Annotated in this window: 19 protein-coding genes; 10 read left to right on the top strand and 9 right to left on the bottom strand. The window is 41.2% G+C overall.

The window, feature by feature from the left end; translation table 11 throughout:
- Window positions 1-49: 49 nt before the first annotated feature.
- The gene (locus tag V7L31_RS25590; protein ID WP_334698868.1) at window positions 50-1543 is read right to left on the bottom strand and encodes a UDP-N-acetylmuramoyl-L-alanyl-D-glutamate--2,6-diaminopimelate ligase; all 1494 of its coding nucleotides are present in this window, start codon (window positions 1541-1543) and stop codon (window positions 50-52) included.
- A 145-nt stretch (window positions 1544-1688) separates the two neighbouring features.
- Window positions 1689-1991: a glutaredoxin family protein gene (locus tag V7L31_RS25585; protein ID WP_334698867.1), complete on the bottom strand. Its 303-nt coding sequence runs from the start codon at window positions 1989-1991 to the stop codon at window positions 1689-1691.
- Window positions 1992-2063: 72 nt separating this feature from the next.
- On the opposite strand from V7L31_RS25585, the gene V7L31_RS25580 reads away from it, so the two are divergent.
- The 5 genes from V7L31_RS25580 (at window position 2064) to V7L31_RS25560 (ending at window position 6585) form a co-directional block, all read left to right on the top strand.
- Entirely contained in the window at window positions 2064-2252 is a 189-nt protein-coding gene (locus V7L31_RS25580; protein ID WP_334698866.1) for a DUF4089 domain-containing protein, read from the top strand.
- Window positions 2249-3643 (top strand): AtzE family amidohydrolase, encoded by a 1395-nt coding sequence (locus tag V7L31_RS25575; protein ID WP_334698865.1) that lies wholly within the window; start codon window positions 2249-2251, stop codon window positions 3641-3643. The genes V7L31_RS25580 and V7L31_RS25575 overlap by 4 nt, the downstream gene beginning before the upstream one ends.
- A 73-nt stretch (window positions 3644-3716) precedes the next feature.
- Window positions 3717-4343, top strand: coding sequence for a CDP-alcohol phosphatidyltransferase family protein (locus V7L31_RS25570; protein ID WP_334698864.1), 627 nt, complete (start codon window positions 3717-3719; stop codon window positions 4341-4343).
- Window positions 4344-4692: 349 nt separating this feature from the next.
- Window positions 4693-5790: a sensor histidine kinase gene (locus V7L31_RS25565; protein WP_334698863.1), complete on the top strand. Its 1098-nt coding sequence runs from the start codon at window positions 4693-4695 to the stop codon at window positions 5788-5790.
- A 120-nt stretch (window positions 5791-5910) separates the two neighbouring features.
- Window positions 5911-6585: a response regulator transcription factor gene (locus V7L31_RS25560; RefSeq protein WP_334698862.1), complete on the top strand. Its 675-nt coding sequence runs from the start codon at window positions 5911-5913 to the stop codon at window positions 6583-6585.
- Between the two features lie 134 nt (window positions 6586-6719).
- Here the strand turns inward: V7L31_RS25560 and V7L31_RS25555 are convergent, their stop codons facing one another.
- The 5 genes from V7L31_RS25555 to lepB all read right to left on the bottom strand — a co-directional run bounded on the left by V7L31_RS25555 (window position 6720) and on the right by lepB (window position 15837).
- Window positions 6720-8039: a hybrid sensor histidine kinase/response regulator gene (locus V7L31_RS25555; protein ID WP_334698861.1), complete on the bottom strand. Its 1320-nt coding sequence runs from the start codon at window positions 8037-8039 to the stop codon at window positions 6720-6722.
- A gap of 261 nt (window positions 8040-8300) precedes the next feature.
- Window positions 8301-10136, bottom strand: a complete 1836-nt coding sequence (locus V7L31_RS25550) for a two-component system response regulator (protein ID WP_334698860.1) — start codon at window positions 10134-10136, stop codon at window positions 8301-8303.
- Window positions 10133-13786, bottom strand: a complete 3654-nt coding sequence (locus tag V7L31_RS25545; protein ID WP_334698859.1) for an ATP-binding protein — start codon at window positions 13784-13786, stop codon at window positions 10133-10135. The genes V7L31_RS25550 and V7L31_RS25545 overlap by 4 nt, the downstream gene beginning before the upstream one ends.
- A gap of 500 nt (window positions 13787-14286) precedes the next feature.
- Entirely contained in the window at window positions 14287-15081 is a 795-nt protein-coding gene (locus tag V7L31_RS25540; protein WP_334698858.1) for an MOSC domain-containing protein, read from the bottom strand.
- A gap of 114 nt (window positions 15082-15195) precedes the next feature.
- A complete protein-coding gene (lepB, locus tag V7L31_RS25535) occupies window positions 15196-15837 on the bottom strand; it encodes a signal peptidase I (RefSeq protein WP_334698857.1) in 642 nt (213 codons plus the stop codon).
- A 377-nt stretch (window positions 15838-16214) separates the two neighbouring features.
- Here lepB and V7L31_RS25530 point away from each other — a divergent pair, with 377 nt between their 5' ends.
- From V7L31_RS25530 to V7L31_RS25520, 3 genes are all read left to right on the top strand, one after another.
- Window positions 16215-17558 (top strand): dihydroorotase, encoded by a 1344-nt coding sequence (locus V7L31_RS25530; RefSeq protein WP_334698856.1) that lies wholly within the window; start codon window positions 16215-16217, stop codon window positions 17556-17558.
- A gap of 459 nt (window positions 17559-18017) precedes the next feature.
- Window positions 18018-19193: a patatin-like phospholipase family protein gene (locus V7L31_RS25525; protein ID WP_334698855.1), complete on the top strand. Its 1176-nt coding sequence runs from the start codon at window positions 18018-18020 to the stop codon at window positions 19191-19193.
- Window positions 19194-20261: 1068 nt separating this feature from the next.
- Window positions 20262-20402, top strand: coding sequence for a hypothetical protein (locus tag V7L31_RS25520; protein WP_334698854.1), 141 nt, complete (start codon window positions 20262-20264; stop codon window positions 20400-20402).
- A 333-nt stretch (window positions 20403-20735) separates the two neighbouring features.
- On the opposite strand, the gene tsaE is transcribed toward V7L31_RS25520, so the two are convergent.
- Window positions 20736-21191, bottom strand: a complete 456-nt coding sequence (tsaE, locus tag V7L31_RS25515; protein WP_334698853.1) for a tRNA (adenosine(37)-N6)-threonylcarbamoyltransferase complex ATPase subunit type 1 TsaE — start codon at window positions 21189-21191, stop codon at window positions 20736-20738.
- A 21-nt stretch (window positions 21192-21212) separates the two neighbouring features.
- Window positions 21213-22625 carry a gluconeogenesis factor YvcK family protein gene (locus V7L31_RS25510; protein WP_334698852.1) on the bottom strand — a complete coding sequence of 471 codons (1413 nt, stop codon included), beginning with the start codon at window positions 22623-22625 and terminating at the stop codon, window positions 21213-21215.
- 254 nt (window positions 22626-22879) lie between these two features.
- Between V7L31_RS25510 and ruvC the strand changes: the two genes are divergently transcribed.
- Window positions 22880-23371, top strand: a complete 492-nt coding sequence (ruvC, locus tag V7L31_RS25505) for a crossover junction endodeoxyribonuclease RuvC (RefSeq protein ID WP_292852093.1) — start codon at window positions 22880-22882, stop codon at window positions 23369-23371.
- 316 nt (window positions 23372-23687) lie between these two features.
- On the top strand, window positions 23688-26077 hold a 2390-nt coding region (locus V7L31_RS25500), incomplete at its 3' end, for a WD40 repeat domain-containing protein (protein WP_334698851.1).

Here is a 26077-nt window from a genome sequence, read left to right as displayed (position 1 = left end):
AATTGAATATTTTGTTATTTGTCAGTCCCCATGCCCCATGCCCAATTTGTTATATTTTCAGTCTTTCGTGTAAAGCATTGCGTGCGTGTTCTCGGTCGTCAAAATGGATTTTTTCAGTGCCGAGAATTTGATAATCTTCGTGACCTTTACCGGCAAGCAATACTCCATCACCGGGTTCTGCTTGTAAAATAGCGGTACGAATTGCGATCGCTCGATCGCAAATTACAGTTGGCTGTACTGTGTCAGCTATTCCCGCTAAAATATCTTGCAAAATCCTTTCTGGGTCTTCAGTCCGGGGATTATCTGATGTCACTACTGCTACATCAGCTAACTCAGCGGCAATTTTACCCATTTTTGGGCGCTTGGTGCGATCGCGATCACCTCCACAACCAAATACACAAATCACTTTACCCGGTATAAACGGACGTGCAGCTTTCAGTAAATTTTCTAAGCTATCGGGTGTGTGGGCATAATCCACAATCACGCTAATATCTTGCTCGGTATTAATTTGTACCCGTTCCATCCGTCCGGGAACTCCGGGAAACTCAGGTATTACAGATGCCACCAACTGTAAATCTAGCCCTAAGTGTAAAACTGCTCCGACGGCTGCGAGAAGATTTTCTAAATTATATTGTCCGACTAGGGGCGATCGAAAAGCCACCTCACCTTTTGGTGTATGTAATGTCCCACTGACACCATTGGGCTGGTAATTTAAATCACTCATCCATAAATCAGCGCTGTTGTCGTTGACGCTGTAACTCCAAACACGCTCAGAATCTAACGAAGCAATTAACCGTTTCCCGTAGGCATCATCAGCATTAATTATTGCCCGTCCCTTGAGATAATTCGGGCTAAACAACAAGGCTTTGGCCGCAAAATAATCTTCCATATCGCTGTGATAGTCGAGATGGTCTTGGGTAAGATTACTAAACACCGCTACCTCAAATTCACACCCCAATACTCTACCTTGAGCCAAAGCGTGTGAACTTACTTCCATCACCCCGAACTCACTACCAGCCTTTACGGCCTCTGCTAACTGCTGTTGCAATTCCACTGCAAAGGGTGTAGTGTGGGCAGCAGTTTGCTCAAAACCTGCCCAACGAGTGTAGAGAGTTCCCATCAAAGCTGTCGCTAAATTAGCTTTGATGAGCAGAAATTCGATTAGATGAGTAGTTGTAGTTTTACCATTTGTACCAGTCACGCCCACCAACTTGAGTTTGCGTCCTGGATAGCCGTAAAAAGCACTGGCTATTTGGGCACAAGCTTGAGTTATGTTACTGGCACTGATAACTACAGCCTCATTTGTGGGAGGATTTTTTTGTGCCGCTTCAGGAGAGACGATCGCAGCAACAGCCCCAGATGCGATCGCACTTTGCCAAAATTCCCCACCATCAACCCGCGTTCCTGGCATCCCAATAAATAAATCTCCCACACGACAAGCATGAGAATTCGTCTTTAAACCCCTAACTTCCACATCCTCTATCGGATGGCTAGGTAATTGCTCAACACTGTCTACCGCTGTTAGTAATTCCCGCAATTTCATTTTGTGAACCTCGTCACGTCGCTTCGTTCCGAATTAAAAATTCAAAATTCAAAATTAACAAGCCCAATCAATAAACTCAGTTGCTCTGTATCCTTTTCTTTTTCGTTAACATGTTTGTCTTGCGCTTATTGTGCATTATTTTTTTCTAATTGGCTAAATACTTACGCAACATTTGCTCCAACTGCTGCACACTAGCACGAGGAGAAGGACGCGGCAATAATTTCTCACTCCCCTCCGCGTCCTCTGCGTCTTCTCTGCGAGACGCTGCGCGATGGCGGTTCGATAAATAAAGTACCGGCACTTCATACTCATACGTAGCAAACCAATCTTCACGAGTTGTAATATCTCTAACTTCCAACTCGAAACTGAGATTTTGGATTTGTTCTAGCTTTTCTTGCAAGCCTTCACATAAATGACAGCCGGGTTTACTGTATAAGATTAATCGCATTTCAGTTGTCGCAAGAAGTTATTAGTTTAGAATAACTAACCGCAGAGGCACAGAGGACGCAAAGGAAGAGAGATGAGAAGAGAAGGGTTTGATGTGGGTGAGTATGTTGATCAAATGGGGTTGTTGTTGGATTTAGAAATAAGAGATGAGTATCGTGATGGGGTGGTGGCAAATTTTGAGAGAATTAAGGCGATCGCTAATCTTGTAAATTCTTTCCCTTTACCAGAGGATGTTGAAGTTGCACCAGTTTTTCAACCATGAATGATGCTGTATCAATAGCTGCTGCTGTGCGTGAAGGCAAAGTTAGTGCGGTGGAAGTTACCAAGGTTGCGTTAGCAAGAATCGCAGCAGGGGATAATCAACTCAACTGTTTTACGGCTGTGACTGCTGAGACAGCTTTAACAGATGCAGCACGTATTGATAGAGAAATTGCCCAAGGTAATCATCCTGGAATACTTGCTGGTGTACCTTTTGCGGTGAAAAATCTCTTTGATATTGCTGGGTTAACGACTCTGGCGGGATCGAAAATCAATGCAGAAAATCCAGTAGCAAGCCTTGACGCAACCGCAGTAGCCAAGCTGAAACAAGCGGGTGCTGTGCTAGTTGGCGCTTTGAATATGGATGAGTACGCTTATGGGTTTGTCACGGAAAACTCCCATTACGGTACTACTCACAACCCCCATGATTTACAGCGAGTTGCTGGTGGTTCATCGGGTGGTTCGGCGGCGGCGGTTGCGGCTGGGTTAGTACCGTTGACATTGGGTTCTGATACTAATGGTTCAATTCGGGTTCCGGCGGCGTTGTGTGGTGTTTTTGGTTTTAAGCCGACTTACGGAAGATTATCTCGTGCTGGGGTAGCTTTATTTTCTAGCAGTTTTGACCACATTGGCCCTTTGGCGCGTTCGGTGCAAGATATCGCTACGGTGTTTGATGTGCTTCAGGGAGAAGACGATCGCGATCCAGTTTGTACAAAGCGTCCGCCTGAATTGGTTTTACCACAACTTAAACAAGATATTTCTAATATCAGAATTGCCATTGCAGCTGATTACTTTGTTAAAGGTGCAGAACCCGAAGCTTTAGCAGCAGTCCAAAAAGTAGCCGATGCTTTAAATGTCACTGAATATGTAACCATACCAGAAACGCACCGCGCCCGTGCAGCAGCTTTTGTGATTACAGCTAGCGAGGGTGCAAATCTGCATTTGCATCAGTTGCAAAGTCGTCCTGAAGATTTTGATCCAGCAACACGCGATCGCTTTTTGGCTGGGGCGTTAATTCCAAGTAGCTGGTATCTCCAAGCACAACGATTTAGACAATGGTATCGCGATCGCGTGCGGGAAGTTTTTCAAAATGTCGATGTCATTCTTGCCCCAACCACACCAATTTCAGCACCGCTAATTGGTCAACAAACCATGATTTTGGATGGCGAAGAAATTCTTGTCCGTCCTCATTTAGGGCTATTTACTCAACCATTATCTTTCATTGGTTTACCTGTTTTATCAGTACCAATTGAGCGCCAAAATACCTTACCTTTAGGTGTGCAATTGATTGCAGCACCATATAATGAAGCATTAATTTTACGGGTTGCAGCTGCGTTAGAGGCGAAGAGTGTAGTTTCAGCAAATATACCAGGCGATTTCCATTCGCCAGGGTAGGCTTTTACGGTGTGTTGCATCCAAATAAGAACCGCTATGATATTTCAAGACCAGATCAAATCTAAGTTTATCTATGACCACAAAGCCTTGGGATGCTCAACTTGCTTACAGGCTAGTTAAACCTTTAAAAGATAGTTGGGTAAACCCTAATCATCTCACCACAGTCAGGCTTGTAACTGGGTTAGCGGCTGCCATCGCGATGTCTACAACCGGCTACACCTATGCAGTTACCAATGTTATCTGGGCTAACATTGGAGCAGCGTTGTTTGCTTTCTCCAACTTTCTAGATCACACAGATGGGGAATTAGCCCGTTTAAGTGGAAAAACCAGCAAATGGGGACATCAGTATGACCTTGCTAGTGATGCCATCATCCATATTCTTTTATTTGTGTGTATTGGATACGGTCTTAGGGAAGGAAGATTTGGTTGGTGGGCATTGCTGATGGGGATAGTTTCTGGCGTGTCTGTTGCCTGCATCTTTCATTTGCGAAACCAAATAGAACAGCGTTCAGGTAAAGAGGCTAACCGTCAACCAAATTTCGCCGGGTTTGATATTGAAGACGTGTTATATTTGTTTCCCATCATTACCTTACTAAATGGACTAGAGCCGTTATTAATAGCAGCGACAATTGGCGCACCAATTTTTGCAGTATGGGTAATTTGGCAATTTCTGACACTCCCGCAGCCTGAATCAAACTAGTACCGCAAGGTGGAATTAAAAATTAAAAATTAAAAATGAATACAGCGTAAGCGTTTCATTGATTTGAAATGGGTGGTTTATTTACACCGTGTTGTACTAGTAACTTCATTTTGACGGTTAGAGAGACGCGATAAATCGCCGTCTCTACAAACAATTTATCCATCAATTATTTATTGACAGACTACTATATGACTCATATTTGATTTTTGAACAAAACTCAGTACACCTTCATTCCTTCTTCCCAGTCCCCAGTCCCCAGTCCTCAGTCCCTTACCTCTACGAGTGATTCAGAAATCAAATGGAATTGCTATAGTACCGCCAAGGGGAATTAAAAATTAAAAATTAATAAATGTTAAGTCGATTATTGATTATAAAAGAAGCTATCAATGAGCGTGGGGAGACTTATAGCCTAATAGCGATCGCCTTTGCGATTGTCATAGTGCTGGAATATTTGACACCCCCTGAGTATGTATTTGGCTATCTCTACACAGGGACAATTTTGTTAGCAGATTCCCGATTGAATCGGAGAGCAGTTTTGGGCATCACTCTTGCCGCTACAGGATTAACATTATTGAATTTGTTTATCCCAGGAGGAGAAATAATTTCTCTCCCAACGGTGGCAAATAGATTGATTGCAGTATTAGCGTTGGTGGTAACAGGTTGGTTAAGCGATCGCAACCACCGTCATGAAGAAGCGATCGCTTATACTCAAGCACAATTACGCTCTCAAGAACAACTAGCGATTATGCGTGAAGATTTCGTTTCTACCCTAACGCATGATTTGAAAACACCCCTATTAGGAGCAATTGAAACGCTGAAATATTTTCAAAATGAGCAATTTGGTGAAATCACGCCCATGCAAGCAAAAGTCTTGCAAACAATGGCTCGTAGTCATCGGAGTACACTGCAATTAGTCCAAACTCTTTTAGATGTGTACCGCAATGATGCCGAAGGGCTAAAACTCCAGATATCACCCGTTAATTTAGTGACAGTAGCAGAGGAGATCATCGCTACCCTGAGTGAACTAGCGAGAACACGCCAGGTTTATATTTCTCTGCACTATGGTGAATCAGATTTTCGGAGTTTTCTCTGGGTAAACGGCGATTCTTTGCAACTTGGGCGAGTTTTCACCAATCTCCTGAGTAATGGCATTAACCATACTCCTCGTGGCGGTAAAGTGGAAATAGTATTTGAAGGTTATTCTAGCGATCAAGTGGTAAAAATACTCGATACTGGTTCCGGCATTACCGAAAAAGAATTACCCCACTTATTTGAGAGATTTTATCAAGGAAATAGCGATCGCCACGTCTCCGGTTCTGGACTAGGGCTTTATTTGACCAGGCAAATTATAGCTGCTCATGGGGGTACAATTTGGGCAGAGAATCGCTCACCACGCGGCGCACTCTTTGGTTTCCGACTCCCTGCTTGTCCACCGCCGGGGAGTTGAGAAATCAATTAAAAATTAAAAATTAAAAAACTCTTGCCTTGTCTACGACACGCTGCGCGATCTGCTTTCTCTTTCCCAATGCCCAATACCCAATGCCCAATCCCCAGTCCCCAATTACTAATGACAAAAATCTTACTCGTTGAAGATGATGAATTATTTCGGCTTGGTTTGCGGATGCGGTTGCAACAAGAAACCAGTTTGGAGATTGTCGCAGAAGCAGAAGATGGGGAACAAGCTGTAGAATTAGCAAATCGCTATCCTCTGGATTTGGTCTTGTTGGATATAGGTTTACCGGGAATTGGCGGGATTGAGGCTTGTCGCCAAATTAAGCAGAAGCACCCAAATTTACCAATTCTCGTTTTAACATCTCGTTCTGAAAAGCCCCTGATTTCGCGGTTAATTGCTGCTGGGGCCCAAGGTTATTGTTTAAAAGGTATTCCTGCTGAGTCTCTAATATTGGCGGTGCGATCGGTTGCGGCGGGCGCTTCTTGGTGGGATCAAACGGCAACCACAGAAATTAGAGCCGCTTTTGAGGGCAATTCGATGGCGATGCAGTCCGCAAAAACTGAGGAATCCTTAGAAAATCCCTTAACGAAGCGCGAACAAGAAATTTTGGCACTAGTAGCAGCTGGCAAAAGCAATCAAGAAATTGCTGAAATTCTCTACATTGCCCCTGGTACAGTGCGGGTTCACGTTCATGCTATTTTACAGAAACTAGAAGTACGCGATCGCACTCAAGCCGCAGTTTTAGCTATCCAAAAAGGATTAGTAGCACCAGAATTGTTGATTAATTAGATTTTATCGGGGACTGGGGACTGGGGATTGGGGATTGGGCATAGGTTATTCTCCTTGTCCCCTTGTCTCCCAGTCCCCAGTCCCTTATCCCCTTGTCCTTTGTCCCCAGTCCCCAGTCCCAATCCCCAATCCCTTCAAACCTGCAATAAAACCTCAGGTTGCTCTATGGGAATTTCGATCGCAAATTCTGCTCCTTTGCCAACAGATGAGTTACAGGTAATATTTCCTCGGTGTTTTTGGACGATAATCTGATAGCTAATGGATAATCCTAGCCCACTACCTTTACCCACAGGTTTTGTGGTAAAAAATGGATCAAATAAACGCGATCGCAATGATTCTTCAATACCAAGACCATTATCTGCGATCGCAATTTTGACCATATTTAAGTCTGTCACCTCTGTATGAATCCGAATTTGGGGCGTGGAAAGTAGGGAGTAGGAAGTAGAAGATTTATTTTCCACTCCCTCTTCTATTGCATCAATAGCATTATTCAACAAATGCATAAATACTTGATTGAGTTCACTCGCGTAACAAGTTACTAGGGGCAAATTACCATAATCTTTCACTATAATAATTGCCGATCGTTCGGCTGTTTCTCTGAGCCGATGTTGTAACATCACCAAAGTATTTTCAATGTCTTCATGGATATTTACCCGCTTCATCTCTGCTTCATCGTGCCGAGAGAAGTGTTGTAGCGCCAGTACAATTTCCCGAATTCGATCGGAGCCTCTATACATTGCACTTATCAGATTTTGTAGATCCTTAATCATAAAATTCAGGTCTATATCTTTGGCTATTGCCTGAATTTTTGGTGTGGGTTTGGGATATTCCTGTTGATAGACCTCGATCATATTTACTAGGTCTTCTACATATTGACCAGCATATTGGAGATTCCCATAAATAAAACTGATCGGATTGTTAATCTCATGAGCCAGCCCAGCTACTAACTGTCCCAACGCCACCATCTTTTCGTTCTGAATTTGTTGAACTTGAGAGGCTTGCAAATTATCTAAAGCCTGTTGGAGTAAAAAGTTTTTTTCTTGTAGTTTAACTTGGAGCAAACGTAAATTAATCTGATTTTCAATTCGCAATACCACCTCTGCCCCATGAAACGGTTTGGCAATATAATCTACACCACCAACATCAAAAGCTTTTACCTTATCTACAACATCATCTAGGGCACTAATAAAAATTACTGGAACTTCGCAAGTTTTCTCGTCAGCTTTCAGTTGTTGACAAACTTCATAACCATCCATCCCTGGCATGTTGATATCCAGCAAAATTACATCAGGCAGAACCATTTGACATGCAGTCAGTGCCATTTTACCGTTTAAGGCTTTGCGAACTTCAAAACCTTGTGCAGTCAACATCGCTGATAAAAGCCGTAAATTATCTGGCGTATCATCTACTACCAAAATATTTCTTTTGTAATTGTTAGTTTGATTAAAATGCATTATTATCAGAAGTTATACGTATAATTATTGAGGATAGTAAATGCTTATTTGAAATCACCCTAAAATTTGCTGATCAATTTCACCTAAATACTTATATTTATAGTTTAACTCCCCCGGTGGCTAGAGAGTTTTGCTGAATATAAAAGCTATTAACCAGTTATGAGCTTTATCTAAGGGGAGGAACTTTTTAAGACAAGGTGTACTTGTTTTAAATCCTTAAATTTACTTATGGAGTTTCCCTCCTACCTTCTCATTTAATAGTTACCATTGAGGCGCTGCGGCGAGCAACTTCAGAACTAATTGTTGTTCTATGGGTTGAGAAAATAGATATCCTTGAGCAAAATTACAATTTAAAGTTCTCAATTGTGCTAACTGTTCTTCTGTTTCGACACCTTCTGCGATCGCACTCATCCCCATTGAGTTAGCAATACCAATCATTGCTGGTACTAACCCCATATTTTCTTTATTCTCCTGCATACGTTTGACGAAAGATTGATCGATTTTAAGTGCATTAAAAGGAAAGCTGTGTAGGTAACTTAGAGATGAATATCCTGTACCAAAGTCATCCATAATTAACTTAATTTTTCGCTGCTTGAGTTGTTGCAGAATTAGTTTAATTGCATGGCTATTTTCCATAATTACACTTTCGGTAATTTCTAATTCCAAATATGCCGGATTTATTTTATTTTCATAAATTATTCGGTCAATTTTTTGTACAAAATTCGGCTGTAAAAATAATCTAGCACTCAAATTGACACTCATAGTTAGAGGTTCTGGTGTCACTGGAAAATGTTGCCAGATGCTTAATTGATGACAAGCTGATTGTAATACCCAAGTATTAATAGCATTAATCAAACCCGTTTCTTCAGCCACAGGAATAAATTCTGTGGGAGAAACTAAACCACGAATCGGATGTCGCCAGCGCACCAAGGCTTCAAATCCAGAAATCATACCTGTATTCAAAGAAACAATTGGCTGATAATAAACGAGGAATTCTTGCCTTTCCACAGCCCTTCGCAAGTCATTTTCTAACTCTAAAAGCTGAATAGCTTCCTGATGCATTGCTGGATTGAAGACGTGATATTTACCTCTTCCTTGAGCCTTAGCCCGATACATTGCCGTATCAGCATCTCGCAATAAATACTCTGGGCGCTCGTAATTTTTATTACCCCAACTAATGCCAATACTGGCATTCATAAATACTTCATATCTTGACAGTTTAAAAGCAAGGGATAGCTGTTGTAAAATCTGTTCGGCAACTTGGATTGCTATATTGATATCTGTGATATTTTCTAGGAGGATGCCAAATTCGTCACCACCCAATCGTGCTAGAGTATCAATAGGAATCAAACATGCTTGCAGGCGGCGGGCGATGTTTATCAGCAATTCATCTCCTACCAAATGACCAAGAGAATCATTGACAACTTTGAAGCGATCGCAGTCTAAAAAAAGCACTGCAAACTGATAACTAGATTCTTGCTTCGCCCGATTCAGAGCATTTTCTAGTCGCCGAATAAATAAAACTCGGTTTGGTAATCCAGTCAGGGAATCATGCAATGCTATATCTAGCAATTGACTTTGCAATTTCTGGCGGGAATGGATTTCTTGTTGAAGTTTTTGGAGAGTTTTTTCTAGCTCACTAGTCCGCTCTTTTACCCGATCTTCTAGTTCGACATTTAGTTTCAATATTTCTAATCGCGCCGATCTCAATGCCAGTTGATTTTGCACGCGTACTAAAACTTCTTGAAACTCAAAAGGTTTGGTAATGTAGTCTACACCACCCACCTTAAAGGCTTTAACTTTATCAAAAACATCATCTAAAGCGCTAATAAAAATCACCGGAATATCGGCTGTTAGTTCCCAAGCTTTAAAGGTCTGACAAATTTCATAGCCATCTACTTCTGGCATCATAATATCGAGTAGAATCAAATCCGGTAATACTGTTTGCGTTGCTGTCAGTGCCATTTGCCAGTTTAAGGCTTTACGAACGTTATACCCTTCCCTTGTCAATATGGAGGATAAAACTCGGAGGTTATCCGCCATATCATCAATGATCAAAATATCTTTTTTATTAGGGTCTAAATGCTCGTAATTCATTCTACGTTGGTTCTAGTCAATTCCATGATTTTCTCAAACTGGTAGTTATTTGCTAAATCCTTAAGAACTTGGAAAACTTGACCATTATCTGATGGAATTTGCTTAAGTAACTCTAAAATCAGTTCATCGCTACAGCTGGCTGCGGCGTAGTGGATCTGTTGGAGCCACTCAGGTGACATTTGTGATAAATGTCTCAGGAGTTCGGCAGCACTGACAAACACCTGTGTAGATTGATCCACAAAAACAGTGTTTGTGGTTTCTACTTGGTTGGTATATTTTAAACCCAGATGTTGGCTCAGTTTTTCCAATAATACTTCCTGTGTGAATGGCTTGCGAATAAAATCGTCGCAGCCAATGGATAAAATTTTCTGTCGTTCTTCTTCAAAGGCGCTAGCAGTTAAGGCAATAACGATCGTGTGTGTATTGGGGCGATTTGGCGTTGCTTCCGAGAAGTTGTAAGGAGAAGCCAAGGCTGTTGGCATCAACTTTGCGAACGTGGATACACCAGTTGCTTCGCCTACGGGAGAAGCTTTGCGTACAACTTTGATTGTCTCAGAGTTAGCTGAATCGGTTAACCCTCCCGTCAGGTAATGGGTTCCCGATGATGCCAGCTGTTTGAATTTTGGGAACCTCCGCAACTTATTGGCTGCCCCATGCCCAATTTCTCTAGCTTTAATTATTCTTGTGGCTTCATAACCGTCCATAACAGGCATTCGCATATCCATAAAAATCAAGTGTGGTTGCCAAGATTCCCAATTTGCGATCGCTTCACAACCATCTGTAGCTTCCCGGACTTCAAAGCCTAGAGATGTGAGAATTTTAACTAGCAGCAAACGGCTTTCTTTGGAGTCATCAACTACTAAGATACGGTATGCTTTCTCACTAAGGGTTAAAGCTATAATTTTGGATTTAATTTGATTTGTCGGAATTTCTCTAGGACAAGTGAGAGCAATCTGAATATTAAAGGCAAATGTACTACCGACACCAGGTATACTGCTGACCGTAATATCTCCCCCCATCAGTTGTACATATTTGCGGCTAATTGCCAAACCTAATCCCGTCCCTTGTTGCGATTTTCTGCCGATTTCAGTTTGCTCAAAAGCCTCAAACAACAAGTCAATTTCTTGGGGTGCAATACCACAGCCAGTATCTTGGATCTCGAAGATTAGGGAGTGGGGAGTAGGGAGTGGGGATTGGGGACTAGGAATTGGGAATTGGGGATTGGTTATTAATTCCTCTACCCCTGCTTCCTGCTTCCTATTCCCCACTCCCAACTCCCTAATCCCCAGTCCCCAGTCCCCAGCCCCCAGTCTCACACTTAATGTCACGCTCCCCGAATCAGTAAATTTGATGGCATTTCCTAAGAGATTGATCAAGACTTGACACAGTTTATTTTCATCTGTTTCTATGTACTTAGGAATATCTTGTGTATATTTAAACAGTAATTCTAAATTTTTAGATGCAGCACGCAAGTGCAACATTTCTTCTAAGTTCTTTAACAGATGAATTAAGTCAAAGCTGCTGCGATTTAATGTGATTCTGCCAGCTTCGATTTTGGACATTTCTAGAATTTCGTTAATTAAGTTGAGTAGATGTTCGCCAGCCCGGTTAATAATTGCTAAGTTTTCTTGATGTTCGCCAGATAGTGAATAATCTCGGCTCATAACTTGGGTAAAACCCAGAATGGCGTTGAGTGGGGTACGCAGTTCGTGGCTCATGTTAGCCAAAAATTCACTTTTGGCAAGGTTGGCGGCGGCGCTTCGTGCGGCTTCGCGAACAGCGGCTTGTTGCTCTTGTGCAGCGATTTTTTGCGATTCAATCAGTTCTTCTTGGGTGGTTTGTAGTTGCTCAATCACTTGTTGAAACTCTTCAGTGCGTTTTTTGACTTGAGCCTCTAAGTTGCGATTGTATTCTGCTAATAATTTTTCTGTTTGCTTGCGTTCAGTGATATCAAAAAATGTAGCGATCGCAAAAGCTAGATTCCCCGATTCATCATAAATTGGCTTTCCTAAAGCTTCAATAGGAGTAATCTTGTCACCATAGCGAATTTCCATATCATCAACTCTGATACTTTCCCCAAGCAATGCTCTCAAAAGCGGTATGCGCTCGTTGGGGTAAAGTTGATCTGTCCCAGCAAGGTAAGTTTGATATACCTCTGATAATTGTTCGGCGCTAACTTCTGCGATCGTTCCTTGACCAAGAATTTGCTGCCCAATTTGATTTGTATAATAAGGTTTACCTTCAGCATCTATGATAAATACACCTACCGGCATGGCTTCTAAAAATTGAGTGAGCCGACTTTGACTGTGACATAGAGCTTCATTTAAAACCTGCATCTCGGCATTCTTTGCTGACAAAGCACTAAAAGATGCTTGGAGTTGCTTTGCCATAGTTTCAAATGACTTTGCTAGTTCTCCCAGTTCATCGGAACGCTGAATTTCTGGTGTTTGCTCCCATTCACCTTGAGCAATTTTCTTCGCTGATGCATTTAATTGTAAAATCGGTTTAATTACCCACCGAGCAGTCAAAATCCCAATTCTTGTCGCTACTAAAAAAGCAACTATGGACAGCAAAATAGTAATGCGGGTGTTAGCGTTAATTTCCTGCATAAATTCGCCTTCGGGAATCACCGCCACAATTAGCCAATCTAAACCCAGTTCATCCTTCCAGCTTTTTACCTGCACAAAATAACGCATACCATCGGCGATAAAACTTAGCTGGTGCTTTCCCCCAATAAACCCCAGATTGCCAAAACGTTTAATTAAAGACTGTGTTGTAAGTTTAATTAAAGAATTTTGACTATTTAATGCTGATAGACGTTTTCCTTTACCATTAACGATGGTATATGGTGGCTCGCTTGTAGAAGAAGCTACTATATACCCAGAACGCTCTAAAATAAAAGTTTTACCCGACTCTTTGATTTTTAAGTTTGCTAAAAATTTGCCGATTTGTGATAAGAGTAAATCAACACTAATCACCCCAACAAATTTGCGATTTTTATCGTAAACAGGATAGCTGGAAGATATGGATAAAATTTCTGGTTTATCTTCCCATTGATAAATTTGACTCCAAACTCGTTTGCCGCTCTTGACTGGATCTGCATACCAAGCTTCCAGGCGAGGATCGTAATTTTTGACTTGCTGCAAATGGCGACGATTTCCTTGCTTGTCTGTAGGATAAATATAAAGTTTGCCTATACCATTCTTTTGGCTAACTTCATTAATCAAGAGCTTGCCATTATCTAGACGTTCAACACCGATAAATTCACCTTTGGGATTGGCAAAACTGTTGTAGCCAACATTGAAAACCTGCATTTGTTTCCAAAAGTAATTGCCGGTGGTTTTAAAGTCCGAAAGGTTCAGCAAACCTAGCTCAACTGCATCTAAGTTGATTTGATTGATTTGCTTCGGGGTTGTTAAATAGCGATCAAGATGCTGTTCAATGCGATCGCAGATTTCATTTTCTAATTGAGTCGCAAGCTCATTTACGGCTTTTTGACCGTTTTGATACGAAAGATAACCTACAAGTCCCACCGCCCCACAAATTTGTAGTATAAAGGGCACAATCAGAACATATCGTAGGGGCATTTTGGCATAAACTTTGCCAACTAAATAATTAATAGATTTGACGGGCTGAAGTTTGGATAACATTGTTGTTTAATTCTTCCCTAGCATATTTAGGGCTGTTCTGCCATATCAGCTACATCGTGTATCAGCATAATTACGGCGTACTATCACTTTCTCTACAGTATACTTCAAAAATTACAAGTATAAAAAACTACATTTTTATACTTGCTTAACTAGCTGAGTTCCTCCAACGCCTAATTTTCAAACTTTGCGACTGCCAAGGCTGTTCGGGTACGCGATCGCGCCTGAATTCATTTTTATCTGGCAATGTGTCAACAGATGTTCTCAGATAAGCTGAGATTTAACCGATTCCAGTATGCCATTCTAAAATTCAGGTCGCCATTAGCACCCAATCCTAAATTGAATTTTTAATTGCTGATGTCTTGATCTTCCGGTATCAAAACCTCTAGGCTTCTGAAAAATTTATCTTTTACTACAACAATTTTAAAATTGTCATGCAAATACACAGTAAAAACAAAAAAATCCAAAAAAATTTACTTTGTATTTTCTATTTTTAAGAAATGTTAACTTTGTTGTGGAAGTATGTCAACCTCGTCACCAATTTGTAAAATTTTTCCGGCTGACGACGGGGGTAATTGGGTGTTGACACTCAAGCTGTAAAAGTGCTTAAAAGGCGTTGGAGAAACCCAATTTGGCAGAGTTGCTTGTCGTTGGGTTGCAAAGATTTTTTGAAAGTTTGGGTAAGCTTCCCCTAAGAACGAATCGCGTGTTGGAACTGTACAACGCTGACACGGGTTAACCCCAAAAAAGTCTACATCTCCCACTCGAAAGGAGACTAAATCACCTGGTTCACTAAATAGCCGATCTTCCCAAAATGCTGATATACCGCTAATCTCGATATTGGCACGCATCCGACGGCGCATTTCATCTACACTTAAACCGGAAAACCAAGAAGCAACCTCTGTCAACGTTGCGGTACTAATTACCGTTGGGCCAAGTGAGTTTGTATCGTCAGGAAAACCCATCAGAGAGTTTTGTCTCAATGTGACAGAAAACTCAAAAAAATCACTCAAAGTTGCTTCTAATGCTTGCCGTTCTTCATCCAGATGAAAAGTTTGTAGCGAGTCGCCACCTGGGATTTGCAACGAGATAGTTCTATCTAATAGTGCAAATTGTGCCCTTAGTAAAAGAATTTTAGGATGACGCTTGCCATTGACAAATCTACCCTGTTCGTCAACAATGGCAAACTCTCGATCATACTGTAGTGCCCCACTAGCAAGAACTCTAGCGTTCTCAACTTCAACACCATCTAATGACTTAACTGGATACAATAAAACTTTTGCTAGGTAAGGTGTCATAGCAATTTTAGATTTTAGGTCACATTTTTGTTGCGCTTCCAGCGCAATTTGGATTTGGGATTAAAAATTGGTGTCAGAATTCTGAATTCTGAATTCTGACTTCTGAATTCTTAATTATGGATATACTGGCGATTTATCGATTCCGCCAACATGATTTAGAGGCCAGAAGCGAACTACAGCACGTCCAATAATGTTCTGGCGGGGGACAAGACCCCAACAACGGCCGTCGTAACTACTGTTACGATTATCACCTAATACTAAATATGAATCAGCTGGTATGGTCTGGGGTTTTGCTAAAAAAGGCGGCTGTGGCCCTGATTGGCAAACATCAATAACTGTGGTTTGTCCAGAACTGAGGTAATTTGCTTCTGGGAGAGGTTTGCTGTTGATATAAACTTTGCCATCCTTAAGTTGTATTTTTTCTCCAGGTAAGGCTATTATACGTTTAATAAAAGCATCTTGATATTGTTCTTTTTGTAGCTCTTTTGTCGGTGAAAATACTACTATGTCGCCCCGTTGCGGGTCAGCAAATTTATACTTCAACTTATCGACAATAATTTTGTCTGCTTCCCACTGGTTTGGTGTACCATGCAGAGTCGGTTCCATTGAGCCAGAAGGAATCCAGCGTGCTTCTGCAACAAAGGTACGAATTCCCAGAGCTAGAACAATGCTCAATACAATTGTTCTACCTAGCTCTGCGATCCAGGAATTATCAGGTTGTTGACTAGAGTTGTTATCAGACACTTGATTATGCATGAAATTACTTAACTTAACAAAAGATGTAGGTAATTAACTCGCCTAGTGAGACTTTATCTGTTAATCTTAACGGGAAATTTTTAATTTCCTAGTATATTTACATCTTGACTACCAATTTTAGATTTTGAAGGAGGTAGGAGGTTTGAATTTAGATGAGGCTTCTAGATGAGACGCTCTCATGTTCAACCCTATCTAAATCTAATTCCAGCCCACTAAATGGGAGATTTTGTGGAATTAAACCCTTGCTGCCTCTCTTGTTAAAAATAAACTTTTTTTTAAAGCGCGGCAAAAATTTGTGACTGCGATCGCGAATAAGTTTAACCTAAAAGCATGGTTCTGTGTAATACATAGCCTCCTGTCTAAACTTGGTTATCATTATGTCATCTCCAAAAAGTTTACTAATTCGCCGCGCTCGCATCATCTTACCCAATGGTGAACTGATGGTTGGGGATGTGTTGACGCGCGATCGCCAAATAGTCGAAGTTGCGCCAGAAATACCCCAAACGACACTAGTCACTGAAGTTGACGCAGAAGGCTTAACTTTGTTGCCAGGAGTTATCGATCCGCAGGTACATTTCCGGGAACCTGGACTAGAACACAAGGAAGATTTATTTACCGCCAGTTGTGCCTGTGCGAAAGGGGGAGTTACTTCCTTTTTGGAAATGCCCAATACGCGCCCTCTGACAACCACACAGCAGGCTTTAGACGACAAGCTAGAACGTGCCTCACAGAAGTCTTTGGTTAATTATGGCTTTTTTATTGGGGCAACAGCAGAGAATCTACCAGATTTGCTTTTAGCAAAGCCAACACCGGGAATTAAGATTTTCATGGGGTCGATGCATGGTCAGTTGCTAATTGATGGTGAAGCAGCATTAGAGGCGATATTTGCGAAAGGCGTTAGCGAAGCTCCTGCGAAGCAGGCTCGCTTGATTGCTGTTCATGCCGAAGACCAAGCTAGAATTAACCAACGCCGCCAAGAATTTGCCAACATTCACGATCCAGCCGTTCACTCGCAAATTCAAGACGATCAAGCGGCGTTGCTGGCAACCCAACTCGCATTAAAACTTTCTCAAAAATATCAACGTCGGCTGCATATTCTCCATCTGTCAACGGCACTGGAAGCAGATTTGCTGCGTCAGGAGAAACCAAGCTGGGTGACAGCTGAGGTAACACCACAACATTTGTTGTTGAATACTAGCGCCTATAAGGAGATTGGTACATTAGCACAAATGAATCCACCTTTGCGATCGCCCCACGATAACGAAGTTCTCTGGCAAGCTTTGCGCGATGGCGTGATTGATTTCATCGCCACAGATCACGCACCGCACACCTTAGAAGAAAAAGCCCAAGAATATCCTAATACTCCTTCAGGAATGCCTGGGGTAGAAACTTCCCTCGCTTTGATGTTAACTGCGGCGATGCAAGGAAAGTGTACTGTAGCCCAAGTTGTGAACTGGATGTCTAAAGCTGTAGCTGTGGCTTATGGTATTCCTAATAAGGGAGCGATCGCACCTGGTTACGATGCCGATTTAGTACTTGTAGATTTAAACACATACCGCCCAGTGCGGCGCGAAGAACTTTTAACCAAATGCCATTGGAGTCCTTTTGAAGGCTGGAACCTTACTGGTTGGGCTAAAACCACCATTGTCGGCGGTGAAATAGTTTATGACAAAGGCCAGGTAAATACGCAAGTGCGGGGTCAAGCTTTAACTTTCTTATAGCAAATATTTATTTAAGCTTACGTAGTAGACAAATAATTTTACATCAAAGCCATACTTGAACTGGCAAGATTTTCATCTATCCAGAGTCAAGACTAAACCAATGCGGTTTGGTTAAAACCAAAAGGCGAAAATCCTTGTTTTCCCCCTTTACCCTTTTAACCAAAGGGTATTGACTTGTCCCTGCATCAAAAATTGCAACTTGAAACACTGAATTTATTTATAAGTGTTTCAAGTCAAATCTTCAATAATTACTTTCTTTCCACTATTTAAGATTACCTATTTTTCTTTCCCCTGCTTGGCGTCCTTAGCGGTTCGTAAAAAAGCTTAGGTATTCTTTCAGTCGGATAGAAGTAAACAAAATGAGATTGTCTTGCAATTAATCTCATTTAATCCAGGTAATGTATTCCCCAGAAACTATGCCCGGAAACATAACCATAGAAATAATCAAGGAGAATTGCTATGTCCTTCAGAATTTTGACTTTAGACGGCGGTGGTGTTCGCGGAATCGTTGCAGCACGAATCCTTCAACAAGTAGAACAAGAAATTAGAAATCAGGGTAAAGGAGAGTTTTTACACGAATATTTTGACCTGATTGCTGGCACTTCTACTGGTTCAATACTAACAGGAGGAATTGCTGTCGGAAAGACGAGTGATGAACTAATTCAACTGTATAGAGAACGGGGTAAAGATATATTTCCAGTGGATAGAAAAGAGCGCTATAAAAACTTTCCATCTATCATCAGATCAATTCTTGAGGTCTTTTCAGCATCGAAATATTCTCATGAGGGAATTACTAATGTCCTCAAAGATGCATATAATTATAAAAGAATCAAAGATATTGAAAAACCCATTATTTTGATTCTTGCTTACGATACCCTATATCGCAACACAACCTTTTTTACAAATTGTCATCCCGACTTAGGAGATCGATGGTACGACGACTGTTATTTATGGGAAATATGTACCGCTTCTGCTTCAGCACCCACTTTTTTCCCACCATATAAATTAGAACCTGTAGATAAACAAAAATTTGGTGATTGGGAATTCCCACACATTGACGGAGGAGTTTCTGCTAATAACCCTTCTCTGGCCGCTTTGAGTCTAGTTATGAGGGTCAGTCAGTCTTCAGTCCCTCAAGAAATCAAGGAACAATATAAACTGGATAATCTCCGATTGGAAGATATTTCTATCCTTTCTATTGGCACTGGCCAAACTGGTGAACCATATCAATATGAGCAAATAAAAAACTGGAGAGGTTTAGACTGGGTAAAAAATCTTACTAACATCTTTATGGAACCTACATCTGAGATTGGTAGTACGATTTGCCGACAAATTATGGGTGGATATGATTCTAAACGTTATTTACGTCTTCAGTTTGATTTAAATGAAACATTTAAACCTAAACCGAAAGAGACTTATAGAGATCCTCGTATTGTATTACCTCCAGAAGATCGAACAAACCGATTTACAGGAGAAAAAGTAACTGAAGAAATAGATAATACTAATTCCGAGATTCTTCAGCAGTTAATAGATACCACCTCTGCATTCATCGATCGAGGTCTTACGTACTATACCAGAGACGACTCTGGTTATCCGATCAAAAAGGCGATCGCCTCTTTCATTAGAGATAACTAGTACTTTGTCAAGCTGGCTTTGAGGTTTCGTAGTCAAGTCATTACTACAAACTTGTTGACCATCAATAATTTCAACTTGACAGACTACAGTGCATCCACGTAGGTATATAAACTTCAATTAATTTAGGATAAAACATCTCGTATTTCTACGATAATTTCTGTAGAAATACGAGATGTTTTAGTTAATATTTTCTTGATATCAGTGCTAATTACAGATGTGAATATAATAATTTATTGCTAGTTATAAGTATTAAATCTAATTTAAAAAAATAAAAATTAGTATCTTTTATGTATAGATTGTGAACTTAACTTGGGAATACTAAATGTAAGGAAATTTAAGCGATGTATACAGAACTTGATTATTGTTTAATTTTTCTCTACTAGATTTCGTTGCTAAATGAATTCAGATTGCTTCTTGTAATGACAGTCAGGAACTAATCTGGTTCAGCAAAACTGACTAAATTCTGTAAAAACTCTCATTTATCCCAACAACAGTTTATTTACGCTTGCTTGATTCGTACACCCATCTAAATTAGCTTTGAACTGCTTATTACAGCAATAAAGCTATTAGATGCTAAATCCTGAATATATATCTCGTTCAGTTAAGAATCCTGTAGGTTCAATACTATTCAGATAAGATACTTCAGCTTAGATTGACTCCCTTTTTAAGGTTATGAAGGGAAAAGTAGTCTCCCTTTTGAAAGAGAGCCAGTGCGTTACAAACTTTTCCAAACTTATAGTAACTGGCGTCAGTTTTGCTGAGTGCCAATTTTGGATTCAAGAAAAGTCAATTTGAGATTTTTTAGTTGAGATAACAATGTTAGTAACTGACAGTGGTGAACGTGGTAGTGGCAGATAGGAGGAGTGTAAATTTCACTCTCGACTATTTGCAGAAATTTTTTATAAGGGACTTCCAAATAAAAAAATATTCAATTAACTCTTGTGGGGTGGGCGTCTCGCCATTGGTGTCAACTTTAGCTGGAAATAGCTTATCTGTTAACTTCCATACCCGCCCGGAAATAAATTTTCGGGCTAATAGCTTAAGTCTACTTCAGTAGACTGGAGATTTTTGGCGATATTTAGTCATCTTCAGATGACTTTAGCGATGAGACGGGAATTTCAATTCCCGGCGGACAAGCGGTTTCGCGTTAAGTTGACACCCTATGGACTGGACGGGCAAGATGCCCACCCCACAATGTTGAATGAATAATTTATTTCTTGGAGTTCCCTAAAAGCTAGTTCTAGACTTGCTTTCACGTTAAGTTGACACCAATGTACTCTGCGGTAAGCCGCTTTGCGTCTACATGAATTGCCCCTACAGGTGTACCTCACGTGAATGAGAACCGCTATAACCCTCTTTTGTCACTCTCCGAAAACATTTGCCATTTCTGGATTCTAGAGCTTTTGTATAGCAAGCGATCGCGCGATTCTTTTCTAATAACAAATACAAGACCAATTTTTTTCTAATAGTATAGCTTGTATTGATTGCCTCATCAGGCTTCTAGCGATCGCCCTCCCGGAGAGTGACAGAAGAGGGATAAGCTTAAATCACAGTAATGACTTTGCTAATATCATAATTGAATGGTACGAGTTCGACTTGACGAGTAGCCTCATCTCCATAGGTCAAACTCACACTCAGATAACTATCTGGCTTGTAGGGTAATCGTTCAGCCCATTCAATTGCCACAATTCCTGATATAAATTCAACACCTTCCCAGTAACTTTCTAAATTCAGGGCTGCAACTTCTTGTGGTTCTAAGCGATATAAATCCAGGTGGTAAAGGGGGAGGCGTCCTTCTGTGTACTCATTAATCAGTGTGAAAGTGGGACTGACAATAGGTTCAACAATTCCCAAACCTTTGCCAATACCTTGAACTAGGGTAGTTTTGCCAGCCCCTAAATCACCTTCTAGTAAAATTACACTGGCGGGGGTCAAGGATTCACCAAGAGTAATACCTAAGCGTAGCGTCGCTTCTGCATCTGCAAGAAAAATTTTCATAATTTAGTCATTAGTCATTAATCATTGGTCATCTTCCTTAATTTTGAGTTTTGAATTTTGAATTCCCCGAAGGGGCTGACCTCTACCGTACCACCGCAATAACACTCGTGCTAGTTTCTGCGGATTGTGACGTACAAAACCTGTTTCATCTTCATATAAAACATTAGCTGGAACAATTCTTCGCCCTAGCTGAGTTACGGCTTCTCTATCTAGAAAAACGGGATGGGAGTTTTGTTGGGCGTAACGAATGAGTGATTGCTCTGAAGGGGATTTTTTGTGTATTAGGACAGCATCGAATAACCGTCTTTCCCCACAAGCAGCATCAATTGCTCTGATGTGGTCGGCAACAGTGTAACCTTCAGTTTCTCCTGGTTGAGTCATTATATTGCAGATATAAATACGGGGGGCATCTGTTTGAGCGATCGCATCGGCAATTTCTGGTACTAATAAATTAGGAATCAAACTTGTATAAAGGCTACCTGGACCAATAATAATGTAATCAGCTTCTTTAAGTGCCTTAATTGCTGCTGGCACTGCCGGAGGATTAGCCGGAATGCAGCCAATTTTGACAATTTTACCCCCAGCTTTGGGAATGCTAGACTCCCCATCAATACGGCGGCCATCGGCTAATTCTGCCCAGAGGCGAACATCACTGAGAGTTGCTGGTAGTACTTGTCCCCGCACCGCTAGCACTTTAGAACTAGCTGCAACTGCTTGTTCTAAATCTCCAGTAATATCACTCATAGCCGTTAAAAACAAATTGCCAAAACTGTGACCCGTTAACCCATCTCCAGCCCGAAAACGGTATTGAAACAATTCTGTCAATAACTTTTCTTCATCAGCTAGTGCAGCCAAACAATTGCGAATATCCCCCGGTGGTAGCACTCCAAATTCTTGGCGCAACCGTCCAGAAGATCCACCATCATCGGCGACAGTGACAATTGCAGTAATATTAGCGCTGTAGGTTTTCAACCCCCTCAACAATGTAGAAAGTCCCGTACCACCACCAATTACCACTATTTTTGGGCCTCGGTACAATCGACGATGAGCCATCAAGACATCAATGAGTTCTTCTCCGCCTTCTGCTCTCAGTACCTTAGTAATTGAGCCGACAGTCCGAGTTTGTCCCCAAAGCACTAACAGCAGACCACCGAGCAATACCAAAGGGCCACTGATATAGTTGGGTAAGATGTTAGTGATTACTCCCAGGAAATTCTTAATCAACTCAATCATCAAAAAAATTGGAGTCAGCTTAATCCAGATAGCTAACCCCAAACTTGCCAGCAGTACACCCCCAACACTAATCAACAACCAACGTTTTACCGATAGTCCAGGGGATAACCATTTGAACCACTGGTTAACTCGATAGGAAGTACGAGAGCGCGACTGCTTTTGCAGGGCGTTGAGGGCTTGTCTCAGAAAACCAATTGACATACCTGATTCGGAGCAGTGCTACAAACAATAATTAACAGAAAACGTACACCACTTGGTTTAAAACCATAGGTGTGAAACTATTATATTTGTCAATCCCATTAGACTAAGAATAAGTGGTCAAGATTGCCAGTATTCCTAATGAGAGCATTTTTTAGGTATTTAGACCACAACTGAGAGACTGAGCAAGAAGTGGTGTAGTTTAATTACTTGAAAAGTACTGTAAAAAATATCCTGGCTTGGTAAAAGTAAATTTAATGGAAAAACGAATTTTAGGATTAGATCCAGGATTGGCAATTTTAGGATTTGGAGCAATTAGCTGCACACAAAATCCCAATAAAATACCAGAGACTACAGTAAATATGCTGGATTTTGGAGTAATTAAAACGTCAGCAGATGTAGAAATGGGACAGCGCCTATGTACCTTATTCGATGACTTACACACCGTAATGGAAGAATTTCAACCAGATTTGGTTGCGATCGAGAAACTATTCTTCTATCGGATGTCAAGTACAATCCTGGTTGCACAAGCGCGGGGTATAGTTATTTTAGTGTTGGGGCAGCGTCGTCTTCCCTACGTAGAGTTTACCCCTGCTCAAATTAAACAAGCTTTAACAGGCTATGGCAATGCCGATAAGTCGGAAGTGCAAGAAGCGGTGGCGCGGGAGTTAGATTTAGATGAGATTCCTAAGCCTGATGATGCTGCGGATGCTTTAGCAGTGGCTTTGACGGCTTCGTATCAGTTGTAAAACTGTGAACTAGCTTTGCGAGAACAGTGGTTTGTCAGGGCAAGAGCAAATGGCAGATGGAAGATTTCTATTGCTTATGATATACAACCTAAAGCTAGAGGACGAAACCAAGTGTCAGGTAGAATTTCACGACTTGTGTGTACACCGTAGCCTTGACAAGGGGGGTAATTCGACTTGTGATCCTATAGGGTGGTGACAGGGAAAGCTTTACAAGAGAATGTGTAATTAATTTTGTTGAGTTACTTACAAAGATTAGCCGAAGAACTATAACTGAGGTAAAGATTTAGCCAGAGATGTCCATAAGTAAGGAGATAAGATGGTTAACAGTTCTAAAGGCGATATAAATATTGGCTGTAATATCCAAGGTATTTCTGAATACGACTTTTTTTCTGACAGTAATTTTGAGGACATTCATTGTTATCCACTTAAAACAGACTCGCCCTACTTAGGATTAAAAACTTTTAGAATTAAAGATAAAGACAATTTTTTTGGTCGGGAGAAGTGGATTGCTAATCTGGGCGATCGCTTAAAAAAAGATAGTATACTCTTGCTTTTAGGAGCATCAAGTACTGGCAAATCATCGTTGATTCAGGCTGGGTTAATTCCTTATTTGGGAAATAAGAACAATTCCTTAATTAATATAAGTTTTCACCCAGATAAAAATCCTTTTAAATCTCTTTACCAGTGTCTTGCTTCTACTTATGGTAAAAAATCGCAAATAGCGGATATTACTAGAGAAACAAGAGAAAATACCCTAATTAAAGTTGTCAGATTCCTCAAACAAGATTATCAGTGCGTTCTGATTTTTATTGACCAATTTGAAGAACTGTTTACGAAAACTCAAAAGCCGGAACGCGATAAATTTGTTGCTAGTCTATTTCAACAGTTCCAGCAGCAGGATAGCTCTGTCAAAATTGTTTTAGCAATGCGGTCTGATTTTTTGGATAAATTTAGTGAGTATCCCCAACTTGCGAAGATTCACGATCGCTATAGTCGTATACTCACTAGAATGAGCGATGCAGAATTAAAGTTAGCGATCGCTGAACCTGCTGCTAAAAATGGCGTTACCTTTGAACAAGGGTTAGTTGAACAAATTATTCATGATTTTCACCAACAAAATGATTATTTACCACTTCTGGCATACACCCTGAATGTATTGTGGGAAAAAGAAGATATTGCAAACGGGGTTCTGAAGATAAAGACTTATCAAGAACTAAAAGAGCAAACGTTTGGTTATTTAAGCGAACAAGCTAATGAATTTATTAATACTAGTGTTGGATGGCACGATCGCCATTCGAGAGAAAAGGAACAAGAAATTCAAAAGTTAAACCTTGCACTGACTGAATTAAAACTGCGCGAGCAATCCGCCAGGGTTTTGAATTTACTTCCTGTCCAACCGCTAGAGGGTTTGGTGCTGGCAATTCAAACAATGGGTGAGAATTTAGAGAAATACCCAAACCAGCTTCTAGCTCCTGTTTTGGGAAGCTTAAAGGAAGCAATGAACACACCTACAGAGGCAAATAGCTTGCGCGGACACGAGCAAGAGATTAATTGTCTAGCCTTTAGTCCTGATGGCAAGTTTATTGCCAGTGGCAGTAGCGATTCTACGGTGTGCTTGTGGAATATCATTGGTAATCCTACTGCTCAATTTTTGTTGGGGCACGAGCAAGAGGTTAATTGTCTAGCCTTTAGTCTTGATGGCAAGTTTATTGTTAGTGGCAGTATTGACGGAATTTTGTGTTTATGGGATCTACAAGGTAATCTCATTACTCAACCGTGGCAGGGACATGAGGAAGGAGTTATTTCCGTCGCCTTCAGCCCAAATAGCGATGGCTACGACAACCCCTCCGGGGTACGCATTGTCAGTGTTGGTTTTGACGGTACAGTGTGTTTGTGGGATTTAGAAGGTAACACGATCGCTCAACCCTGGCGCGGACATAAGGAAGGAGTTATTTCCGTCGCCTTCAGCCCAAATAGCGATGGCTGCGCCAACCCCTCCGGGGTACGCATTATTAGTGTTGGTTTTGACGGAACGGTGTGTTTGTGGGATTTACAAGGTAACACCATCACTCAACCCTGGCACAAACATGAGGCGAAAATTATTTGCGTCGCCTTTAGCCCCGATGGCAAGTTTATTGTCAGTGGTGGTAGTGATTCTACAGTGCGGTTGTGGGACATCCAAGGTAATCCCATCGGTCAACCTTGGCACGGGCATGAAGGACATATAAATTCTGTAGCGTTTAGCCCTGATGGCAAGTTTATTATTAGTGGTAGCTGCGATCGCACAATACGCTTGTGGAATATCAATGGCAAGCCCATTACTCAACCTTGGCGGGGACATGAAGGAGAGGTTAATTCCTTAGCCTTTAGCCCCGATGGCAAGCTGATTGTCAGTGGTGGCGATCGCACTGTGCGTTTATGGGAGCTACATCAAATATTACAAGATCGGGTCATCGGGCGATCGCAGCGCAAATATGAGAATTGGGTCAATTCTGTCGCCTTTAGCCCTGATGGTCAGTGGATTGTCAGTGCCAGCAATGATTTGACAGTGCGCTTGTGGGATATTCACGGCAACCCCATTGGTCAACCTTGGCAGGGACACGAAAAAGAAGTCAATTCTGTCGCCTTTAGCCCTGATGGTCAGTGGATTGTCAGTGCCAGCAATGATTTGACAGTGCGCTTGTGGGATATTCACGGCAACCCCAT

Source organism: Nostoc sp. (genome assembly GCF_036916655.1).
GTDB lineage: Bacteria > Cyanobacteriota > Cyanobacteriia > Cyanobacteriales > Nostocaceae > Nostoc.
The sequence above is the reverse complement of the archived record's forward strand: the minus strand, read 5'-3'. Positions and strand labels throughout refer to the sequence as shown.